Origin of the sequence: Micromonospora sp. NPDC049240 (assembly GCF_040647835.1) — a bacterium.
Taxonomy (GTDB): Bacteria; Actinomycetota; Actinomycetes; order Mycobacteriales; family Micromonosporaceae; genus Micromonospora.
In genome coordinates this window covers 104,465-122,530 of the sequence record NZ_JBEZCX010000024.1, presented here as the reverse complement: position 1 = coordinate 122,530, position 18,066 = coordinate 104,465, and the positions used below count along the sequence as shown (strand labels likewise).

Genomic DNA, 18,066 nt, shown 5'->3' with positions numbered 1-18,066 from the left:
GTGTCGCGGAGGTAGAAGGTGGAGTTGCTGGGTCGGTAGACGCCGACGGTGTCGATGCCGTCGCCGTTCCAGTCACCCGAGATCGGCACGTCCTCGGTGCGAGGGCCGGTGGCGTCCCAGAGCGCATCGACGATGATCTGCGCGTCCGACGCCTGGACCTGGTAGCGGTCGGGGTAGGCCGACACCTGCACCGCCTGGCAGACCTCGCCGATCGGGGCGCTGGCCCAACTGCCGTTGGGATACTTCCGCACCATCGCGTCGAGGAAGGCGTTCGTGGCCGAGGCCGGGTTGAGGCGCTCGGCCCGGGTGCCCCACCACTCCTGCTGCTGGAACAGGCCGAGGCTGGTGTGGTCCACCTCCTCACTGATGTTCTGCAGGTGGGTCTCGACGATCACGGTGGTGATCGCGATGACCGCCGCGCGCGAAGCCAACCCCCGGGCCCGCACCGCTTCGACCACCTCCCGCGCGCAGGACACGCGGTACGCCGACATGTAACCCCGCATGTCCGAGTTCAGCCGTGAGTTCAGTTGGGTGGCGAGCGTCCCGTCGCTCGCGGTGGGACCGGCGGGATCGCACGCGGCCGTCTGGTACTGGGCGGTCAGCGGGGCGAGGGCCGGCGGCAGGTCCGGTCCCGACTCCGCGCCCAGGGCGGGTGCGGCACCCAGCAGCGCGGATGTGGTCAGGGCGGCCGTGACGCAGAGGGCGGCTGCCGTGGAGGAGGGGTTCTTCACCAGTGATGATCCAATCGCCGAGGGGTCCGATGACCTGCCCGGTTCTTGGACCGGGCGGTTGCTCAGAGACTCGCGGAGCCTGCTGACGGCAGGCTGACGCGACGCTTCCAGGACCCATCCCGTACTCGGTGGGCACCGCGACGCGAGGCGGTGGAGGGTGCGCGGCCGGCCCTGATCGGCCAGGATGACCTGCGGGAGGCCGTCGCCGGGCTGCGCCGCGGCTGAGGCCGGCCGACCTGGGAGGAGTCCACGGTGTCGTCGTCCGACCTGCTGTTGTCCCGCCGTGACGTGGCGTTCCTGCTGCACGACTGGCTGGACGTGACCCGGCTCACCGAGCGGCCCCGCTACGCCGAGCACTCCCGGGAGACGTTCGATGCGGTGCTCGACCTCGCCGCGCGGGTCGCCGCCGAACGGTTCGCCCCGCACAACCGCGCCGCCGACACCGCCGAACCCACCGTCGAGGGTGGGCACGTGCGCACCATTCCGCAGGTCAAGGCCGCGCTGGACGCGTTCGCCGAGACCGGGCTGTTCGCCGCCACCCTGGACGAGTCGGTGGGCGGCATGCAGCTCCCGCACGCGGTGGCCGCCGCCGCGTTCGCATGGTTCCAGGCCGCCAACGTGGGCACCTCGGCGTACCCGTTCCTCACGCTCGGCAATGCCAACCTGCTGCTCGCCCACGCCAGTCCGGAACAGGTCGACACCTGGGTCCGGCCGATGGTGGAGGGCCGGTTCTTCGGCACCATGTGCCTGTCCGAGCCGCAGGCCGGCAGCTCGCTGGCCGACCTCACCACCCGCGCCGAGCCGCAGGACGACGGGACCTACCGGCTCACCGGCACCAAGATGTGGATCTCCGCCGGGGACCACGAACTCGCCGAGAACATCGTCCACCTGGTGCTCGCCCGCATTCCCGGCGGGCCGCCCGGCGTGAAGGGCCTGTCGCTGTTCATCGTGCCGAAGGTGCTGCTCGACGACGACGGCTCGCTCGGCCCGCGCAACGACGTGGTGCTGGTGGGGCTCAACCACAAGCTCGGCTACCGGGGCACCACCAACACGCTGCTCAACTTCGGTGAGGGCGTGCACCGCCCGTACGGGCGGGCCGGGGCGGTCGGCTACCTGGTCGGGCAGCCGCACCGAGGGCTGGCGCTGATGTTCCACATGATGAACGAGGCACGCATCGGCATCGGGGCCGGCGCCACCGCGCTCGGCTACACCGGCTACCTGAAGTCCGTCGCGTACGCCCGGCAACGGCCGCAGGGCCGGCCGGTCGCCGACAAGGACCCCACCGCGCCGCAGGTGCCGATCGTCGCCCACCCCGACGTACGCCGGATGCTGCTGGCCCAGAAGAGCTACGTGGAGGGCGCGCTGGCGCTGGTCCTCTACTGCGGGCGGCTGCTCGACGAGGAGAAGACCGCGCCCGACGGGGCGGACCGGGAGCGGGCGCACCTGCTGCTGGAACTGCTCACCCCGATCGCCAAGAGCTGGCCGTCCCAGTGGTGCCTGGCCGCCAACGACCTGGCCATCCAGGTGCACGGCGGGTACGGCTACACCCGCGACTACGACGTCGAGCAGCACTGGCGGGACAACCGGCTCAACGCCATCCACGAGGGCACCCACGGCATCCAGGCGCTCGACCTGCTCGGCCGCAAGGTCACCATGCGCGACGGCGCGGCGCTGGAACTGCTGCTGGAGACCATGCGCGCCACGGTGAACCGGGCCTGGAAGGCGGACGGGCCGGCCGCCGACATGGCCGGGCGGCTCGGGGCGGCGGTGGACCGGATCGCGGTGGTGACCCGGCGGCTGTGGGCCACGGGCGACCCGGAGCTGGCGCTGGCCAACGCCTCGGTCTATCTGGAGGCGGTCGGGCACGTGGTGATCGCCTGGATGTGGCTGGAGCAGGTGCTGGCGGTGGAGGCGCTGGGGTCGCCGGAGGGGGAGTTCTTCGCCGGGAAGCGGGCGGCGGCGCGGTACTTCTACCGGTGGGAGCTGCCGAAGGTGGTCGCCCAGTTCGACCTGCTGGAGAGCCTGGACCGCACCACGCTGGACATGCGGGAGAGCTGGTTCTGACTCGCAGGTGGGCATGGTGCCGGTCCGGACGCCCCCATTCCGGTGTCACGTTGTGTGACGTTCCCCCGAGGACTTGGGGTGGAGAGCGATATACCTTCCTGTCATATTTATGACTTGGTGTCATATCGCTCGCAAGGAGAGTCGTCCCCCGCCCGGTCGCGGCATCATCAGTCGATCGGGAGGCGATAGACGAGGTCGTAACGGCCGCCGGGCAGCACGATGTCGGCCGTCTCCACCGGCCTCCCCCCTGCCGTGTAGGTCCGCTCGATAGTGTGCACGAAGGTCCGAGCCGGCAGGTTGAGGGCCTCGACCTCGTCGGCCGTCGCCGCTCGCAGGCTCACCCGCTCCACCACCTCGTTCACGCGGACGCCGATCGCGTCCATGCGGGCGACCACGCCCAGCGCGCTGCCTTCCTCCGGCCACTCCACCGGAGTGCCCCCGGTGAGGGCAAGCGGCTCGTACGAGGTGGAGAGCTGGATCGGTTCGCCGTCGGCCAGGAAGCGGTATGCCGTACGCATCACCGAGGCACCCGATTCCAAGCCGAGCCGCGCGGCGATCTTCTCGTCGGCCCGGGCGTGTCGACTTTCGTGTTCCCAGGTGCCCTGTTGACCGGCGCGGGCAGCGTCGCGGGCGAACGGTGAGGTCGGGCCGTCGCCGGTGCGGAGGTTCCGGGTCTGTGCGTGGCGGACCAGCCGCGTGGTGTCCCTGACGTACACACCGGATCCGGCTCGGCCTTCCACGATGCCCTCACCCTTGAGCACGGCGATGGCCCACTTGGCGACGGTGCGGCTCACGTCGTACTGGCGCATGAGCCCGGACTCCGACGGCAACTTGGCTCCGGCGGGTAGTTCTCCCGACACGATGGCGGCGCGTAGGTCGGCGGCGATCGTCAGATAGGCGGGTGACGTCGGCATGGCGGCGGTACCTCCGGTCAGCCCGCCCAGTCGATCACAGAGAACCTGGTGTGCCAAGTTGCGTGGCGTGCTTGTCGCCGCAAAGCTAGTGTACTAGCTTTGCCATTAGCGACCCGTTACCGTTCGGCTCCGGTCAGCAACCAGGCGGACGGTAGCGGGACGTCTCCCTCCCCCTGTGGCGGCACCTGCCTGGGTTCCGCCTTCCCGAACGCCGATGGAGGCGCGGTGGAGACGAACATCTTCGGCCTACTTCGCAGACTGCTGCGTCGGGATGGGCCGGACGTGCGCGGTATCGGCACGACCATTCAGGAACGCGAGCAAGCGGCGGCTCATCGCCGTCTGCTGGATCAGGCCGGGCGATTGTCGAGAGGACCGTTCCCGGACGAGTCGGACCCGGTCGACCTGCCGGGGGAACGGTCGTGACCGGCGGGGGGCCGACTGGAATACCTCGTCGACGCGATGCCGGCGGCGTGCCGGGCGCGGTTGACTCCGTACCCTCGATGGAAGGTGGCATGAGGAATTGGCCGGCGCTTGCCGGTGTGGGAGCGACCGCGCATGGGCCGGTGCTGCCGGCTTGGACGTGCGGTGGGTGCGACGCGCCGTGGCCGTGCGCGGAGCGGCGGCGGGAGCTACGGGCTGAGTACGAGGGCGCGTCGGTCTCGCTGGCGATGTACCTGGGGGCGCAGTTGGTGCGCGCGACAGCGGATCTGGGTTGGGCGCCGGCGGGGGCGTCGCACCGGCGGTTCCTGGGGTGGCTGCGGTGAGCGTGTTGCGTGCGGGGGACGAGAAGTTCCACTACAGCGATGGTCGCACCGGTGGATCCCGCCGGATCCGGACTACGACCAGGCGGTGTGGGACGAGCAGGTGCGGCAGCACAAGCTGGGGCGCTTGCGCAACGAACGGCCCAGGGTGGGCGGGAGGAGGCCGGCACCATGGCCCAGAAAGTGATGGTCACCAAGGTGCTCTGCTACGTGGTGCGGGACGGGCGACTACTCGTCTTCCGGCACGTCGACTTCAGCTACGAGGAGGTGGGCATCCAGGTGCCGGGCGGCAGCGTCCGCGCGGGGGAGGACCCGGCGGACGCCGCGCTCCGGGAGGCGCGCGAGGAGACCGGACTGCGGGACTTCACCGTCGTGCGCGAGCTGGGGATGATCGAGTACGACATCAGCCCGCTTCGCTTCGAGATCCAGCGTCGGCACGTCTTCGAGCTGGCGCTGCACGAGGCGACGCCCGAGCGGTGGGCGAGCCGGGAGGACCACGACGGCGAGCGGGAGCCCACCCGGTTCGAGTGCTTCTGGATTCCGCTGCGGGCGGCGCACGTCCTGCAGTCCGGCCAGGGTGCCCTCGTCGGCCGGTTGTTCGACTGACCGTCAGTCGTGCGGCATACCCGCCAGCGGCTTGCCGTCGAGGAAGTCCGCCAGGATCTCGGTGAACCGCGCCGGCTGTTCCTCGGCCGGGTAGTGGCCGCAGTCGTCGAGGACCATGCCGGTGACGTCGTCGGCCGCCAGCCGCATCGTCTGGGCGGCACCCGCGCCGCTCCACAACGCGCCGCCGACGGCAAGCACCGGCAGCGTCAGCCGGGTCCTGCTGCGCCGCTCGTTCTGCGCGATCGTCTCGTCCAGCGCCCGGTAGTACGCGAAGCTCGCCCCCAGCGCGCGCGGATCCGCGGTGATCGCGTCGACGTAGACGTCGACGGCGTACGCGGGGATCGTGGTCGGGGTGGCGGCCTTGGTGGCGAACTGCCAGCCGAAGAAGAGCCGCTCCCGTCCCCGGACGAGTTCCTCGTTGAGGTCGGTGAGCCGGTTGAAGCCGAACTGCCAGAGCTTCTGGTTGACCGCGGCCGGGCTGAAGGCCGGTGGGGACGGCACGACGCCGGGGATCACGGCTTCGACGACGGCGAGTCGGCCCACCCGCTCGGGGTGGTCGGCCGCGAGGGCGTACGCGGTCCACGTGCCGATGTCGTGGCCGACCACGTCGAAGCGGTCGTGCCCGAGCGCGGTCATCAGCGCGACCAGGTCGGCGGCCAGCGTGCCGGCGTCGTAGCCGTCGTCGGGCTTGTCGGAGAGCCCGGCCCCGCGCGAGTCGACGGCGACGACGGTGTGGGTGCGGGCGAGCGCGGGCATCACCTTCCGCCACGCGTACCAGGTCTGGGGCCATCCGCCGACCAGCAGCAGCGGCGGGCCGTCCCCGCCGGTGACGGCGTGCAGCCGTAGCCCGGTCAGTTCCACGAGCCGGCTGGTGAACACGTCGGTGAACCCGTCGGGCAGCCGCAGCGCGTGCAGGCTGGTCGCGCGGTCGGTCGTCGCCATCCTGGAATGATCGGTCCAACTTGTCATGGCGAGAACCATACGCATGTTGAAACGATCGGTGCAAGATGGGGTAGGCTGAGAACATGGCCGGCCGCAAGCAGTTCGACGTGGACGAGGCGCTACGGCGTGCGATGCACGTCTTCTGGCGCTGGGGCTATGCGGAGACCTCGATCGACCGCCTGACCGAGGGCACCGGCCTGGGCCGCAGTTCGCTCTACGGCACCTTCGGCGACAAGAGCACCCTGTTCCGGAAAAGCCTGCACCGGTACGCGCAGACCTACCACCCGCGGTACGAGCAGGCGCTTGCCGGCCCCCACCCGGCCCCGAACGCGGTCGTGGCCGCCTACCTCCAGATCACTCTGAACCGCATCGCCGACCCGGCCGTCCCGGACGGCTGCCTGCTCACCATGTCGGCGGCGCAGTTCCCGGCCCTCGACGCTGAGGGGCAGGCAACGGTCCGCGCCATGATCGACAGTCTGCGGGCGATGCTGGAGCAGTCGTTGCGGGCGGCCGGCGCCGATGAGCACACCGCGGCGGAGTTGGCGTTGTGCACGCTGGCGACGAACAAGTCCCTGGCGGTGCTGAGCCGCGCCGGCTTCTCGGGCGAGGACCTGGCCACCGTCGCCGCAGCCGCCGCCCGCATCCCGGAGAGATAGGGGTACCCGGACCCCGGAAACGCGGCGCGGCGCGGGTAGAAGACGCGGAGCGCGGGGTACTGCCGACGCATGGCTGAACTTCCCACGCACATCCTGACCGACGCGGGTTTCACGACCGACGAGGCGGACGCCATCGTCAAGGCCCTGGTGGCAGGCGACAACCTACACGGCGACACGAACGCTGACGAGCCGATCAACATCGACGACCTTCCGCCGGAGAAGAAGGAGGCACTCGACCGGTTCAACCTGGCGGTCGCCGCCGACGCCTGAGCCCGTTGTTCCTGCCCCCAGCCAGTGACCGGGTGCCGTCCGTGGTCGGATGGCGCCCCGGCGGCCTCAGTGCGGCACCCGCGTTCCGGGTTCGCCCGGGGAGTGGGCGATCTCGACGAGGTTCCCGTCCGGGTCCCGGACGTAGACGCTGGTCATGGCGCCCAGGGCGCCGTCCCGGGCGACCGGCCCGGCCACCACGGTGACTCCGGCGCGACGCAGGTCGTCGAGCACCGCGTCGATCGGCTCGGCGCTGACGAGGCAGAGGTCGCCGGCGCCCGGCGTCGGCGCTGCCGCCCGGGGGTCGACGGGATGGTCCACCCGGTGCAGATTGATCATCTGGTGGCCTGCGTGCAGCGCGGCCCGGTCGTCGCGCCGGACGACCCGCAGGCCCAGCACTCCGCCGTAGAAGGCGGTGCTGCGGTCGATCGAGTCGACCGTGAGGACGAGGTGGTCCAGCCTCAGAAGCTCCACGTCATCCACGGTAGCCAGTCGCCGTCCCGCTGGTGCGGACTCGACGGATACCCGGTCGGCCCTGGCCGACGCAGGTCGAGGCTGTGGAGCATGGAGTTTCTGTGCTGCCGTCGCGACCGCTCCGGCTCCGCGACCCTTCGGGACGAGTTGGGGAGGAGCACTGGTCCTACATGGACCGTTACGCGGGCGTCCGGCCAACGCGGCGGGTCGGGTCGGGCGTGCCCTGAATGATGCGGTCCAGGATGGCGCGTGCCGTCGTGAGCTTCTCGATGGACCCGGTGAGGCGGTGGCGTTCCTCGGCCAGGGCGTCGAGAAGCTCGGGGCAGGTGGGCGCCAGCACGGTGCGATCGTCGGGGATGCAGGGCAGGATCTCGGCGATCGCGGCGGTGCCCAGGCCGGCGGAGAGCAGCAGTTGGATGTGCCCCACGACGCGTACGGCCTGTTCGTCGTAGTCCCGGTACCCGCTTGCGTGTCGGGCGGGCCGCAGCAGCCCCTGTTCCTCGTAGTAGCGCAGGGCGCGGGGGGTGGTGCCGGTCTGCCGGGCCAGTTCACTGATCCGCATGCCCGGAGCCAAACAGGACTTGACCTTCACGTCAACGTGAAGGTTTACCGTCGCTGCTGTGACAGACCATGACATCCCCGTTGACCAGCAGTCCGCCGTCGCCGTCCTGGGCCTCGGCCCGATGGGCAGGGCATTCGCCACCGCCGCGCTCGCTGCCGGGCACCCGACGGTGGTGTGGAACCGTACGCCGGGCCGGGCCGACCCGCTCGTGGCGCGGGGAGCCGTGCTCGCGCCGACGGTGGGCGACGCGGTACGGGCGGCCCCGGTCACGATCGCCTGCATGATCGACTATGCCGCGGTCCGCGCGAGCACGACCGACCTCACCGACCGGCCCGGGGGCACGCTGGTCAACCTGAGCAGCGGACACGCCGCAGAAGCCCGCGCCATGGCGGACCTCGCCGCACGGCGCGGCATCGACTACCTGGACGGTGCCATTCTGACCCCGGCACCCACGATCGGCACACCCGCCGCGATGATCCTCTACAGTGGCCCGCACGCGCTCTACCAGCGGCATCGAACCCTGCTGGATGCGTTCGGTGGAACCGGCATCCACCTCGGCGACGACGTCGGCGGCGCGGCGGCGTACGAGACGGCGCTGCTCGACCTGTTCGCGATGTCCGTCGCTGGGCTCGCGCACGCCTTCGCCCTGGCCGTCGCCGAGGGGATCGCGCCGGCCGCGTTCGCCCGCTTCGCCAAGGGGATCGGCGGCCTGCTGCCCGATCTCACCGACCGGTTCGCCGCTCAGCTTGCCGCCGGCCAGTTTCCGGCCGAGGTCTCCAGTATCGCGTCGGCGGCCTCCGCGCTGTCGCACGTGCGGGCCGCCGCCGCCGTGCACGGAATCGACGCCGCCCCGCTGGAGGCCGTCCACCACATCATCGACCGGGCGGTCGCGGCCGGCCACGGCGGCGACAGCTACGCCCGGCTCGCCCAGCAGCTCGCCGGAGCCGGAGCCACGCGGTCGGGCTGACGCGTCACGCCGCCATGTCGCCACGCCTTCCGCTGTTTCCTCTTTCCTCGTCCTCGACGCCTGCTGACCGCCGGATCACCCGACGGCCGGCGGCTTGGCCCTCTGTGGATAGGGCGTCTCGTGGCGGGCCAGCATGGCGACGAACTCGCGGATCTTCCGCTCCCGGGTCTCGGCCCGTTTGACCGCGTTCAGCCGGTGGATGAGCGCGAACCGGTTGGTGCTGGTGAGGACGTCGAACATGGCCTGGGCAGCCGGGTCGGTGGCGACGGCGGCGAGCAGGTCGGCCGGCACCTCGGCCTCCGAGGGTGGGGCGTAGGCGGCGGCCCAGCGCCCGTCCGCCTGCGCGGCCTCCACCACCGCCCGGCCCGACGGTCGCATCCGCCCCGCCGCCTCCAGCCGGGCCACGTGCTCGACGTTGCGTCGGGACCAGGAACTGCGGGGCCGGCGCGGGGTGAACCGGATCCAGGAGCTCTCCTGGTCGCGCTTGCGGGCCTGCCCGTCGATCCAGCCGAAGCACAGCGCCTCGTCGACCGCCTGCTGCCAGGTCAGCGTGGTGACCGTGCCGCCCTTGCGGGTCAGGGCGAGCCAGACACCGGGTGAGGTGGCATGGTGGGCCGACAACCACGCCCGCAGCGCCTCGGCGTCCGCGACGACCAACTCTTCCAGCTCGATGCCCGGCATGACGGAAGGCTAACCCCTCGGTATGACACACGAGATCACCGCCGACCTGGTCCGGGAACTGCTCCGCGACCAGCATCCGGATCTCGCCGATCGACCGCTCCGGCTCGGTGCGCGGGGATGGGACAACCAGTTGTGGCGGCTCGGTGACGACCTGGCCGTCCGGGCGATCGAGGCGGCCACCGCTCTGGCCGGCTTCCTGTCCGCCCTGCACCACCCCGCCCCGGGCGACGCGCCCACCAACCCGTACCGGGGTGGGCCGCTGACCGGCCAGGCGGACGGGTTCGCCGAGGCGCTGGCCGCCGCCACCGCACGAGGGCTGGTCGACGACCCGGCCGCCGTCCGCGCCGTCTGGGACGACGCGGTCACCGCACCGGCGTGGACCGGCCCGACGCTGTGGCTGCACGCCGACCTGCACCCCGCCAACGTGCTCACCGCCGACGGCGCGCTCTGCGGCGTCATCGACTTCGGTGATCTCTGCGTGGGCGATCCGGCGTACGACCTGGCCGCCGGGTGGCTCCTGCTGCCGGACGAGGCCGTGCACCAGTTCCACTCGGCCTACCGGCCGGCCCCGGACGCGGCCACCGTACGCCGGGCCCGTGGGTGGGCGGCGGCACGGGCCCTCGGCGGCATCCTCATCGGTGACAACGGCGTCCACGGTCGTCCGGGCGGCAAGACCACCTGGGGTCCGCCCGCGCACGCCGCGCTGCGCCGCTTGACCGCCCCGGGACCGGCCTGACCTCGCGGTGGCCGGCCGGGCAACCGTCCCGCGGGCCACGTCGGGGCGGGAACGCCGAACTCCCGCCGGGTCGGCGCCGACGTCCCAGCGCGGCCCGGGCCGTAGGGTCGGCGCATGACGACCGAACAGGTCCGCCGGGCGTACGCGGCCATCGCGGACCGCTACATCGCGTTGTTCGGCACGAGTGGCCAGGTGCACGCCGACGACCTCGCGTTCCTCCGGCGGCACCTGACCGGCCGGTCCGGCCCGGTGCTCGACCTGGGGTGCGGGCCCGGCCACCTCACCGACTTCCTCCGCGCCCACGGCGCCGACGCGACCGGGGTCGACATCGTCGGCGAGTTCATCGCCCACGCGCGGGCCGCCCATCCGACCGGTCGTTACCTGCTCGGGTCGATGGCGGATCTTCCGGTCGCCGACCGGCGGGTCGACGGCATCCTGGCCTGGGGTTCGGTGATTCACCTGCCCCCGCCCGACCTGGACCGGGTGCTCGCCGAATTCCGCCGGGTGGCCACGCCGGGCGCGACCGTGGTGCTCGGGATCTTCGTCGGCGACGAGGTAACGGCGTTCGACCACAAGGTCGTCACCGCCTACCGCTGGCCGGTCGACGCGTTCGCCGAGCGGCTGGCCCGGGCCGGCTTCACCGAGGTGGAGCGCCTGCACCGGCCCGGTGACGCCGACCGCCGGCCGCACGCCGCCGTCGCGGCGGTCGCCGCCGGGTGAGTCGGCCGCTGCCGGGTGAGTCCGCCGCCCGTCCACCCCGCCGTCAGGACGCCGGCTCGTGCCTCCGGAGCGCCGCCGACGCCGTCGCCCGTACGGTCGGGTCGGAGTCCGCGCTCAGGTGGGCGAGTAACGGCCGGGCCGGTGGCCAGCGTGGCAGCGCGGCGGCGAGGACGCCGGCGACGGCCGCCCGCACCCACCAGTCCGGATCGTCGACGCGGGACCGCAGCGCGTCCGGTGGCACGCCGAGCAGGCCGAGGCCGCGCACCGCCCCGGCGCGTACCGAGGACTCGTGATCGTCGAGGAGCACGCCCAGCGCGGCTGACGCCACCGGGACGCGGTCGGAGTTCGCGGCGCGGCGGCCGATCGCCTCGCCCAGCACGGTACGGACCGGCCAGGCCGGGTCCGACGTCAACTCGACCAGATGGTCCACCACCGCCGGCGGGGCGGACCAGGCCAGCAGCAGCACGGCCTGATCACGGACCCACGCGTCCGGGTCCCGCAGCGCGGTGACGACCAGCGCGTACGCCCTCGGGTCGAGATGCACCGCCGGCAGCGCGCCGAGCGCGGTCCGCCGGATCTCCGGGTCGGGGTCGGCCGCCGCCGCGCGCAGCCGCTCCAGGTCCGGCGCCTCGAACATGTGCCCGAGCGTCTCCAACGCGGCCCGCCGCAGGTGTGGGTCCCGGTCGTCGAGCAGCGGCAGGACGACGGCCCGGCAGGCGGGCGGGTCCGCGCGGGTGGCCAGGCCCACCGCCATCCCCAACTGTTCGCCGTCGTCGTCACCGTCGCGCAGCGCGTCGGCGTAGAGCCGCAGCAACCGGGGGAGCACGTCGGCGCCGCACAGCCGGGCCAGCAGGTGGGCCATCAGATTCCGGCCGTGCCCGTTGCGCTCGCGCACGTAGCGTTCCAGCTCGGTCCGGGCCGACGCCGCGGTGGCAGGGTCGCCCGCCGCGGCCAGCTCCCGCAGGAGCGGCCACGGATCGTCGTCCCGGCTGCCGTCGGGGTCGCCCGGGTCGTCGTCGGCGATGCGGAGCAGATCGGCCAGCGTCACGCTCACCTCCGTCGGCGCGGGCCGGGCGGTCAGGACGCCTGGCGGACGGGCGGGTCGGCGAGCCAGGTGTCGGCCAGGTCGGCGAGCGGGACGTCGAGGGCCTGACTGAGGCAGACCACGGTGCCGAACGCCGGCGCGGGCAGCCGGCCCGCCTCGATCTTGCGGAGCGTCTCCGGGGAGATGCCGGCCGCCAGGGCCACCTCGCCGAGGCTGCGGCCGGCTCGCGCGGATCGCAGGGCGACGCCGAGGCGTCGGCCGGCGGCGATCTGTTCGGCGGTGAGTGGCTGGCGAACCATGGCAGCAGGATATCCCCTCGGGACGCCCGTAGCGGGCGTGGTATAAAAATACCGGACCGGGAGAGGGAGGCTGTCGTGATCGAGCTCAAGTCCGCCGAGGAGATCGGCCGGATGGCGGTGACCGGCCAGTTCGTCGGTGAACTGCTCGCCGAGCTGAAGGGCGTCGCCGCGGTCGGCGTCAACCTGATGGACATCGAGCACCACGCCCGCCGCCGGATCGCCGAGCGCGGCGCCGAGTCCTGCTACTGGGACTACGCTCCGTCGTTCGGCCGGGGCCCGTTCCGCAACGTGCTGTGCCTGTCGGTCAACGACGCGGTGCTGCACGGCCTGCCGCACGACTACGTGCTGCGCGACGGCGACCTGCTCAGCATCGACATGGCGGTCGGCATCGACGGCTGGGTCGCCGACTCCGCGCTCTCGTTCGTCGTCGGCACCCCCGACCCGGCCGACCTGAAGCTGATCGAGGCCACCGAGGTCGCGCTGGAGGCCGGCATCGCCGCCGCCCGGCCCGGCGGTCGCCTCGGCGACGTCTCCGCCGCGATCGGCGAGGTCGCCCACGCCTACGGCTACGGCGTCAACGGCGAGTTCGGCGGCCACGGCATCGGCCGCACCATGCACGAGGCCCCGCACGTGGCCAACAGCGGTCGCGCCCGCCGCGGCATGAAGCTCACCCCCGGCCTCACCATCGCCATCGAACCCTGGCTGTGCCGCACCACCGACAAGATCAGGGTCGACGACGACGGCTGGACGATCCGCTCCGCCGACGGCTCCCGCACCGCCCACTCGGAACACACCGTCGCCGTCACCGACTCCGGCCCGCAGGTCCTCACCCGCCGTCCCACCGACGCCGCCACGCCGGGCGACCCCACCCGGAAGCCCGCCGCCGCCTCCTGAGCCGGGCCCGGACGGAAGTCCCGCCCGGCAGCAGCAGCGGGGTGCCGAGCAGCAGCACGCCGGAGACGGTGATCGCGGCGAGCGGGCCGGTGAGCGAGGCGAGGCCGCCCCAGACCGCCGTCAGCGTGGCCGACGTGAGCCGGCTGCCGACGCTCCACGCGCCGAGCACCCGGGCCGCGTGGTCGGTGGGGGTCCGCCGCAGCCGCTCGGTGGCGTAGATCGGGTTGAACACGCCCATCGCCACGATCAGCAGGCCCTCGACCACGATCACGGTGACGAGCCCGCCGACGCCGGGGCGGACGAACGCCAGCCCGAGCGGGAAGACCGACCGCAGCCAACCGCTGGCGGTCAGCACCCGCTGCCCGCCGTACCGTCGCACCAGGCGGGCGGAGAGGCGCGCGCCCACGAAGCCGCCCAGCGCCGGCACGCCGAACGCGAGACCGTACTGCCAGGCCGGGAACGCGTACGCACCGAGCAGGAGCACGGCCAGCAACGGGACGGTGGCCGTGATCAGGCCGCCGACCAGCACCGAGTTGAGGAACAGCCGCCGCAGGACCGGATCGTGGCGGATGAACCGCCAGCCGCCGAGCAGATCCGCGCCGCGAGGCGTCGCCGCCCGGGCCGTCGCCACGTCGCCGCCCCGGATCTGGTGGACCGCGAGCGCCGACAACAGGTAGCTCAGCGCGTCGGCGGCGACGGTGACGACCGGGCCGAGCAACGCGGCCAGCGCGCCGCCCAGCGGCGGGCCGGCCGCCGTCGCCACCCAGGCCGTGCCCTCCAGGCGACCGTTCGCGACCAGCAGCCGGTCGGCGGGCACGAGATGCTTCAGGTACGCGCCGGACGCGGCCGTGAACGCGATCCCCGCGCTCCCGCAGACCACCGCGACGACCAGCAGGTGGCCGAAGGTCAACACCCCGAGCACGTACGCGACCGGCACGCTCGCCATCGCGGCGAACCGGACCAGATCCGTCCCGATCATGACCGGGCGCTTCGGCCGGTGCTCCACCCACGGCCCGAGCGGAAACGCCACCACCGCCGCGACCGCGAGCCCGGCCGCCTCCAGCAGCGACACCGCGAACGCCGACGAGTGCAGCTCCCGCACCGCGAGCAGCGGGAACGCGCCGAACGCGAGCCACGTGCCGTACGTGCTGACCGCGTACGCCGACCACAGCCGGTTGAAGTCCGAATCCCGTGCCACCGTCGCATCAGACCGGCCGTCGGCGCGCGTGATCAAACAACCGCGTCCGGGCGAGCCACAACCAGCGGTTGGACGGCCATAGGCTGAGCCGGTGGACTCCGAGGCAGTGCGATCGTTCGTCCGGGCCGCCGACGTCGGGCAGTTCCAACACGCCGCCGACGAGCTGGGCGTCACCCAGCAGGCCGTCTCCAAACGGGTCGCCGCGCTGGAACGTGAGCTGGCGGTCCGCCTGTTCACCCGGACCGCCCGCGGCGTCGACCTGACCCCCGACGGCCGGGCATTCCTCCCGCACGCCCGCGGCATCGTGGCGAACGTCGACCGGGCCGTCGCCGCGCTCCGGCCCGGTTCCCGGGCCCTCCGGATCGACGTGCTCGGCCTGCGCAGCGCACAGGCCGTCGTCCTGCACGACTACTGGCGCGCCCACCCCGGCACCCGCCTGGACGTGGTCACGCTCCGGGTCGACGACCCGCACCGGGTGGCCGCCGCCGTCCGGGCCGGCGACCTGGACGCCGCGTTCCGCTCCGTCACCGACCCGGCCACGTTGCCGCCCGACGTCCGGATGGTCCACGCGTTCGACTCGCCGCTGGAACTGCTCGTCGGTCCCCGGCACCCACTCGCCGCCGCCCGCACCCTCACCCCGGCCCACCTGCGCGGGCTGCGCATCTGGGTGCCCGGCATCGTGGCGCACAGCGAATGGTCGGAGTTCTACGACCAGCTCGCCACCGCCTTCGACCTCCGCATCGACGCGGCCGGCCCGAACTTCGGCGACGAGGTGCTCCTCGACACGCTTGCCGACGCCGCCGACGTGGCCACAGTGGTCGGCGCGCGCGACAGGTACCTGTGGCCGGCGAGCCACGACCTGCGCCGCATCCCGATCCGGAACCCGACGCTCGCGTACCCGATCTCGCTGATGCTGCCCACGGCGAACCCGCACCCGGGTCTCCGGGCGATCGTCGACCACCTCGCGGCCCTGACCCCGCCGCCCGACCCGGTGTGGCGACCGTCCTGGGCCGCCGTCACCCCGGCGGCGGGCCGACGCTGACCCGGCCCCGGCTTGCGCCGGTTACCCTGCGGCCCGTGGACGTCTCCGACTGGCTCGCCGACACCCGCGTCTCCTACGACACGGTGGCGGTCAGCTACGCCGACCTGCTGCGGGACGCGCTCGCCGAGGAACCGTTCCAGCGGGGCATCCTGGCGCTCTTCACGGAGCTGGTGCGGGCCCGGGGCAGCGGACCGGTCGCCGACGTCGGCTGCGGCCCCGGCCGGATCACCGGCCATCTGCACGGGCTGGGCCTGGACGCGTTCGGCGTCGACCTGTCACCGGGCATGATCGAGGTGGCCCGGCGGGAGCACCCCGGGCTGCGCTTCGAGGTGGGTTCCATGACCCGCCTCGACCTCGCCGACGAGTGCCTGACCGGGCTGCTCGCCTGGTTCTCGCTGATCCACGTCCCCGACGACGAGGTGCCCACGGTCCTCGGCGAGTTCCGCCGCGTGCTGCGGCCCGGCGGCGTCGTGCTGCTCGGGTTCCACGCCGGCGACGGCAGCCGGCTCAAGACCGAGGGCTACGGCGGTCTCCCGATGCGCGTCCACGTGCACCGCCGCCCACCGCAGCGGATCGCGGCCTGGCTGGACGCCGCCGGCTTCACCGTCGAGGCGGAGCTGACGCACCGTCCGGCCCCGGGTGTCGAGGGCGGGTTCGTCTTCGCCCACCCGTGACGGCGGTACCGTGCCCTGGTGCCTGCCACCTCGGTGACGTCGTCCGCCGTCACGTCCGCGTTCGACTACTACCTGCTCTGCCCGGCCGGTGCGCCGGTCGCGCCGCTCGGGCTGCTGGTCGAGGAGTTCGTGCTCGCCGACGACCTCTCGGCGACGCGCCTGCGGACCGCCGGTTGGACCCCGGCGGACGGCGGGTGGTGGAGTTCCGCCGCGTTCGCCCGCGCGGTCCGCGCGGACCCCGCCGTCCGGGCCCGGCTGCGGGCGGTCACCCGGGCCGACGCCGAGGAGGCGTACCTCCGGTCGGGCGGCGGGACGCTGCCGGACGAGGACGTGCTGCGCGGTCACTTCCGGGAGGACGTGCCGCTGGCGACCGTGGCGCCGCTGCGGCTCGGCGGCGGACCGCCGGTGTGGCGGGTGCTGTTCGCCGGTGACCTCGACAACGGGCGGCTGGCCGGCCTCGGGGCGGCCCTGCGGCTGTCGGCCGGCACCGGCCCGGGGGTCGCCGGCACCGGGCGACTGCGCGTCGACGACACCACCTTCCGCTGGGACCTGCGCCGCGTCGGCGGCGGGGTGGCGTGGTGCCTGGACGTGACCGCCGAGCCGGCGCACCGGGACGCGCTGCGTCCGCTGCTCCGCCGGCTCACCGACGTGGTCCGCCGGCACGGCCTGGTGCCGGCGACGATCGAGTGCTTCGCCTGACGACAGACACCATCGCTACCGTCAGTCGGTGAACTCGACCCCGGCGAGCGCGGCCGAGCGGTGCGCGGCGAGGCGTTCGGCCTGCTCGACGACCGCCCGGCGCCGGCTGTCGGGAAGCTTCTGCCACGGCTGCACGGCGACCGTCAGTTTCGCGCCGGACTTGCGGGGCCGCCAGGTGCCGACCAGGTCGCCGTCCACCAGGACCGCGCCGGGACGGCCCAGCACCGGCCACAACTCCTTGGCCCGGGCCGGGTCCGGCACCAGCGTCGCCCGGTCCTTCGCCTGGAGGAACAGGTCGTACGGGCCGAGCAGCCGGGTCACCGTGCCCCCGGCCGTCGCCGTCGCCGTCTCGTCCTCGGCCAGGAGCCAGCGCGTCTCGCCGTCGACCGGCACCTCCACCACGTCCTGCGGCCAGCGCGCCCGCACGTCCTTGACCGGGGCGTCGAGGTAGTCGGCCACGTGCTTCGGGGTGGCCGGGCCGAGCAGCCGCAGGTAGGCGCGGACCAGGTCGAACCGGTCACCGGGGTCCGCCGCCCGGCGGAACGCCGGGATGCGGCGCAGCACCGGCGGTGACGTGCCGGGCGTCAGCTCCAGCCCGGCGCGCACGGCGGCCAGCCGGAACGGCATCTCGAAGAGGTGGGTGGCCTGGCACGGCCGGCAGAACCGCAGGTAGGGCTCGGGGAGCAGCGCGGCGAGGCGGGCCGAAACGTCGCCCTTGACGGTCGGCTCGGTGACGATCGCGCGCATCCGCCCGGCCACCTCGTCGAGCGCGGCGACGATGCCGATGCCGGCCGCCCTCAACGGCTTGGCGGCGTCGTAGATGCGCTTGCCGGCGTCGGCGTCGGTGAACGGCTCGACCGCGGCCGCCACCCGGCCGACGTCGGCGCGGCGGTACAGGTGGGGCGCACCGCGCACGGTCCACAGCAGGACCACCTCGTCGTCGGAGAGCGCCGACGCGTCGACCCCGCGCAGGGCCAGCGCCCACCGGGCGCCGTCCGGGCCGGTGTCCTGCACGCCGAGGTCGAGCACGGCGGTGTCGGCGAGCGTGCCCTCGACGCGGTCGAGTTGCTGGGCCCGTACGCGGAAGCTCATCACCTGACGCCGGTCGACCATCGCCCCAGCCTAGGCGCCGCC

Annotated in this window: 22 protein-coding genes and 2 pseudogenes; 14 read left to right on the top strand and 10 right to left on the bottom strand. The window is 73.3% G+C overall.

The window, feature by feature from the left end; translation table 11 throughout:
• A pseudogene (locus AB0B02_RS28450) lies at positions 1-731 on the bottom strand (hypothetical protein); the annotation flags it as partial.
• Between the two features lie 252 nt (positions 732-983).
• Here AB0B02_RS28450 and AB0B02_RS28445 point away from each other — a divergent pair.
• Entirely contained in the window at positions 984-2,795 is a 1,812-nt protein-coding gene (locus tag AB0B02_RS28445; protein ID WP_357305375.1) for an acyl-CoA dehydrogenase, read from the top strand.
• A 167-nt stretch (positions 2,796-2,962) separates the two neighbouring features.
• Here AB0B02_RS28445 and AB0B02_RS28440 read toward each other — a convergent pair whose 3' ends face one another.
• Positions 2,963-3,709 (bottom strand): GntR family transcriptional regulator, encoded by a 747-nt coding sequence (locus tag AB0B02_RS28440; protein ID WP_357305372.1) that lies wholly within the window; start codon positions 3,707-3,709, stop codon positions 2,963-2,965.
• 225 nt (positions 3,710-3,934) lie between these two features.
• Here AB0B02_RS28440 and AB0B02_RS28435 point away from each other — a divergent pair, with 225 nt between their 5' ends.
• The 4 genes and pseudogenes from AB0B02_RS28435 to AB0B02_RS28420 all read left to right on the top strand — a co-directional run bounded on the left by AB0B02_RS28435 (position 3,935) and on the right by AB0B02_RS28420 (position 5,076).
• Positions 3,935-4,132: a hypothetical protein gene (locus AB0B02_RS28435; RefSeq protein WP_281940433.1), complete on the top strand. Its 198-nt coding sequence runs from the start codon at positions 3,935-3,937 to the stop codon at positions 4,130-4,132.
• 89 nt (positions 4,133-4,221) lie between these two features.
• Positions 4,222-4,473, top strand: coding sequence for a hypothetical protein (locus AB0B02_RS28430; RefSeq protein WP_357305368.1), 252 nt, complete (start codon positions 4,222-4,224; stop codon positions 4,471-4,473).
• Positions 4,470-4,657, top strand: a pseudogene (locus AB0B02_RS28425) (hypothetical protein). The gene AB0B02_RS28430 and the pseudogene AB0B02_RS28425 overlap by 4 nt, the downstream one beginning before the upstream one ends.
• Positions 4,642-5,076, top strand: a complete 435-nt coding sequence (locus AB0B02_RS28420) for an NUDIX domain-containing protein (RefSeq protein ID WP_281940438.1) — start codon at positions 4,642-4,644, stop codon at positions 5,074-5,076. The pseudogene AB0B02_RS28425 and the gene AB0B02_RS28420 overlap by 16 nt, the downstream one beginning before the upstream one ends.
• A 3-nt stretch (positions 5,077-5,079) precedes the next feature.
• Here AB0B02_RS28420 and AB0B02_RS28415 read toward each other — a convergent pair whose 3' ends face one another.
• A complete protein-coding gene (locus AB0B02_RS28415; protein ID WP_281940440.1) occupies positions 5,080-6,018 on the bottom strand; it encodes an alpha/beta hydrolase in 939 nt (312 codons plus the stop codon).
• Positions 6,019-6,101: 83 nt separating this feature from the next.
• Here AB0B02_RS28415 and AB0B02_RS28410 point away from each other — a divergent pair, with 83 nt between their 5' ends.
• A complete protein-coding gene (locus AB0B02_RS28410; RefSeq protein ID WP_281940442.1) occupies positions 6,102-6,674 on the top strand; it encodes a TetR/AcrR family transcriptional regulator in 573 nt (190 codons plus the stop codon).
• Positions 6,675-6,743: 69 nt separating this feature from the next.
• The gene (locus tag AB0B02_RS28405; RefSeq protein WP_107162439.1) at positions 6,744-6,944 is read left to right on the top strand and encodes a hypothetical protein; all 201 of its coding nucleotides are present in this window, start codon (positions 6,744-6,746) and stop codon (positions 6,942-6,944) included.
• A gap of 66 nt (positions 6,945-7,010) precedes the next feature.
• On the opposite strand, the gene AB0B02_RS28400 is transcribed toward AB0B02_RS28405, so the two are convergent.
• Both AB0B02_RS28400 and AB0B02_RS28395 read right to left on the bottom strand, forming a co-directional pair.
• Positions 7,011-7,415 (bottom strand): VOC family protein, encoded by a 405-nt coding sequence (locus tag AB0B02_RS28400; RefSeq protein WP_281940445.1) that lies wholly within the window; start codon positions 7,413-7,415, stop codon positions 7,011-7,013.
• 178 nt (positions 7,416-7,593) lie between these two features.
• Positions 7,594-7,977 carry a MerR family transcriptional regulator gene (locus AB0B02_RS28395; protein WP_281940446.1) on the bottom strand — a complete coding sequence of 128 codons (384 nt, stop codon included), beginning with the start codon at positions 7,975-7,977 and terminating at the stop codon, positions 7,594-7,596.
• Positions 7,978-8,035: 58 nt separating this feature from the next.
• On the opposite strand from AB0B02_RS28395, the gene AB0B02_RS28390 reads away from it, so the two are divergent.
• Positions 8,036-8,944 carry an NAD(P)-binding domain-containing protein gene (locus AB0B02_RS28390; protein ID WP_357305361.1) on the top strand — a complete coding sequence of 303 codons (909 nt, stop codon included), beginning with the start codon at positions 8,036-8,038 and terminating at the stop codon, positions 8,942-8,944.
• 75 nt (positions 8,945-9,019) lie between these two features.
• Here AB0B02_RS28390 and AB0B02_RS28385 read toward each other — a convergent pair whose 3' ends face one another.
• Positions 9,020-9,625 carry a YdeI/OmpD-associated family protein gene (locus AB0B02_RS28385; protein WP_357305358.1) on the bottom strand — a complete coding sequence of 202 codons (606 nt, stop codon included), beginning with the start codon at positions 9,623-9,625 and terminating at the stop codon, positions 9,020-9,022.
• Between the two features lie 22 nt (positions 9,626-9,647).
• On the opposite strand from AB0B02_RS28385, the gene AB0B02_RS28380 reads away from it, so the two are divergent.
• Entirely contained in the window at positions 9,648-10,361 is a 714-nt protein-coding gene (locus AB0B02_RS28380) for a phosphotransferase (protein WP_357305355.1), read from the top strand.
• Positions 10,362-10,475: 114 nt separating this feature from the next.
• Positions 10,476-11,081: a class I SAM-dependent methyltransferase gene (locus AB0B02_RS28375; protein WP_281940454.1), complete on the top strand. Its 606-nt coding sequence runs from the start codon at positions 10,476-10,478 to the stop codon at positions 11,079-11,081.
• 43 nt (positions 11,082-11,124) lie between these two features.
• On the opposite strand, the gene AB0B02_RS28370 is transcribed toward AB0B02_RS28375, so the two are convergent.
• A complete protein-coding gene (locus AB0B02_RS28370) occupies positions 11,125-12,129 on the bottom strand; it encodes a HEAT repeat domain-containing protein (RefSeq protein ID WP_281940456.1) in 1,005 nt (334 codons plus the stop codon).
• A gap of 29 nt (positions 12,130-12,158) precedes the next feature.
• On the bottom strand, positions 12,159-12,425 hold the full coding sequence (locus AB0B02_RS28365; RefSeq protein WP_281940458.1) for a helix-turn-helix transcriptional regulator: 267 nt from the start codon (positions 12,423-12,425) through the stop codon (positions 12,159-12,161).
• A gap of 75 nt (positions 12,426-12,500) precedes the next feature.
• Here AB0B02_RS28365 and map point away from each other — a divergent pair, with 75 nt between their 5' ends.
• Positions 12,501-13,319 (top strand): type I methionyl aminopeptidase, encoded by an 819-nt coding sequence (gene map / locus AB0B02_RS28360; protein ID WP_107162430.1) that lies wholly within the window; start codon positions 12,501-12,503, stop codon positions 13,317-13,319.
• Here map and AB0B02_RS28355 read toward each other — a convergent pair.
• Positions 13,252-14,517, bottom strand: a complete 1,266-nt coding sequence (locus AB0B02_RS28355) for an MFS transporter (RefSeq protein WP_357305350.1) — start codon at positions 14,515-14,517, stop codon at positions 13,252-13,254. The genes map and AB0B02_RS28355 overlap by 68 nt on opposite strands.
• 91 nt (positions 14,518-14,608) lie before the next feature.
• On the opposite strand from AB0B02_RS28355, the gene AB0B02_RS28350 reads away from it, so the two are divergent.
• The 3 genes from AB0B02_RS28350 to AB0B02_RS28340 are packed head-to-tail and all read left to right on the top strand — an operon-like array spanning position 14,609 to position 16,932.
• On the top strand, positions 14,609-15,559 hold the full coding sequence (locus tag AB0B02_RS28350) for a LysR family transcriptional regulator (protein WP_357305347.1): 951 nt from the start codon (positions 14,609-14,611) through the stop codon (positions 15,557-15,559).
• A gap of 35 nt (positions 15,560-15,594) precedes the next feature.
• Entirely contained in the window at positions 15,595-16,233 is a 639-nt protein-coding gene (locus AB0B02_RS28345; protein WP_357305344.1) for a class I SAM-dependent methyltransferase, read from the top strand.
• An 18-nt stretch (positions 16,234-16,251) separates the two neighbouring features.
• Entirely contained in the window at positions 16,252-16,932 is a 681-nt protein-coding gene (locus AB0B02_RS28340) for a hypothetical protein (protein ID WP_357305341.1), read from the top strand.
• Between the two features lie 21 nt (positions 16,933-16,953).
• Here the strand turns inward: AB0B02_RS28340 and AB0B02_RS28335 are convergent, their stop codons facing one another.
• Positions 16,954-18,045: a winged helix DNA-binding domain-containing protein gene (locus tag AB0B02_RS28335; RefSeq protein ID WP_357305338.1), complete on the bottom strand. Its 1,092-nt coding sequence runs from the start codon at positions 18,043-18,045 to the stop codon at positions 16,954-16,956.
• Positions 18,046-18,066 lie beyond the last annotated feature (21 nt).

Bases quoted from the DNA above. Each gene is read 5' to 3' on its own strand.
- AB0B02_RS28440 (WP_357305372.1), bottom strand. From the start codon at position 3,709: ATGCCGACGTCACCCGCCTATCTGACGATCGCCGCCGACCTACGCGCC.
- AB0B02_RS28430 (WP_357305368.1), top strand. From the start codon at position 4,222: ATGAGGAATTGGCCGGCGCTTGCCGGTGTGGGAGCGACCGCGCATGGG.
- AB0B02_RS28420 (WP_281940438.1), top strand. From the start codon at position 4,642: ATGGCCCAGAAAGTGATGGTCACCAAGGTGCTCTGCTACGTGGTGCGG.
- AB0B02_RS28415 (WP_281940440.1), bottom strand. From the start codon at position 6,018: ATGGCGACGACCGACCGCGCGACCAGCCTGCACGCGCTGCGGCTGCCC.
- AB0B02_RS28410 (WP_281940442.1), top strand. From the start codon at position 6,102: ATGGCCGGCCGCAAGCAGTTCGACGTGGACGAGGCGCTACGGCGTGCG.
- AB0B02_RS28405 (WP_107162439.1), top strand. From the start codon at position 6,744: ATGGCTGAACTTCCCACGCACATCCTGACCGACGCGGGTTTCACGACC.
- AB0B02_RS28395 (WP_281940446.1), bottom strand. From the start codon at position 7,977: ATGCGGATCAGTGAACTGGCCCGGCAGACCGGCACCACCCCCCGCGCC.
- AB0B02_RS28385 (WP_357305358.1), bottom strand. From the start codon at position 9,625: ATGCCGGGCATCGAGCTGGAAGAGTTGGTCGTCGCGGACGCCGAGGCG.
- AB0B02_RS28380 (WP_357305355.1), top strand. From the start codon at position 9,648: ATGACACACGAGATCACCGCCGACCTGGTCCGGGAACTGCTCCGCGAC.
- AB0B02_RS28375 (WP_281940454.1), top strand. From the start codon at position 10,476: ATGACGACCGAACAGGTCCGCCGGGCGTACGCGGCCATCGCGGACCGC.
- AB0B02_RS28365 (WP_281940458.1), bottom strand. From the start codon at position 12,425: ATGGTTCGCCAGCCACTCACCGCCGAACAGATCGCCGCCGGCCGACGC.
- AB0B02_RS28335 (WP_357305338.1), bottom strand. From the start codon at position 18,045: ATGGTCGACCGGCGTCAGGTGATGAGCTTCCGCGTACGGGCCCAGCAA.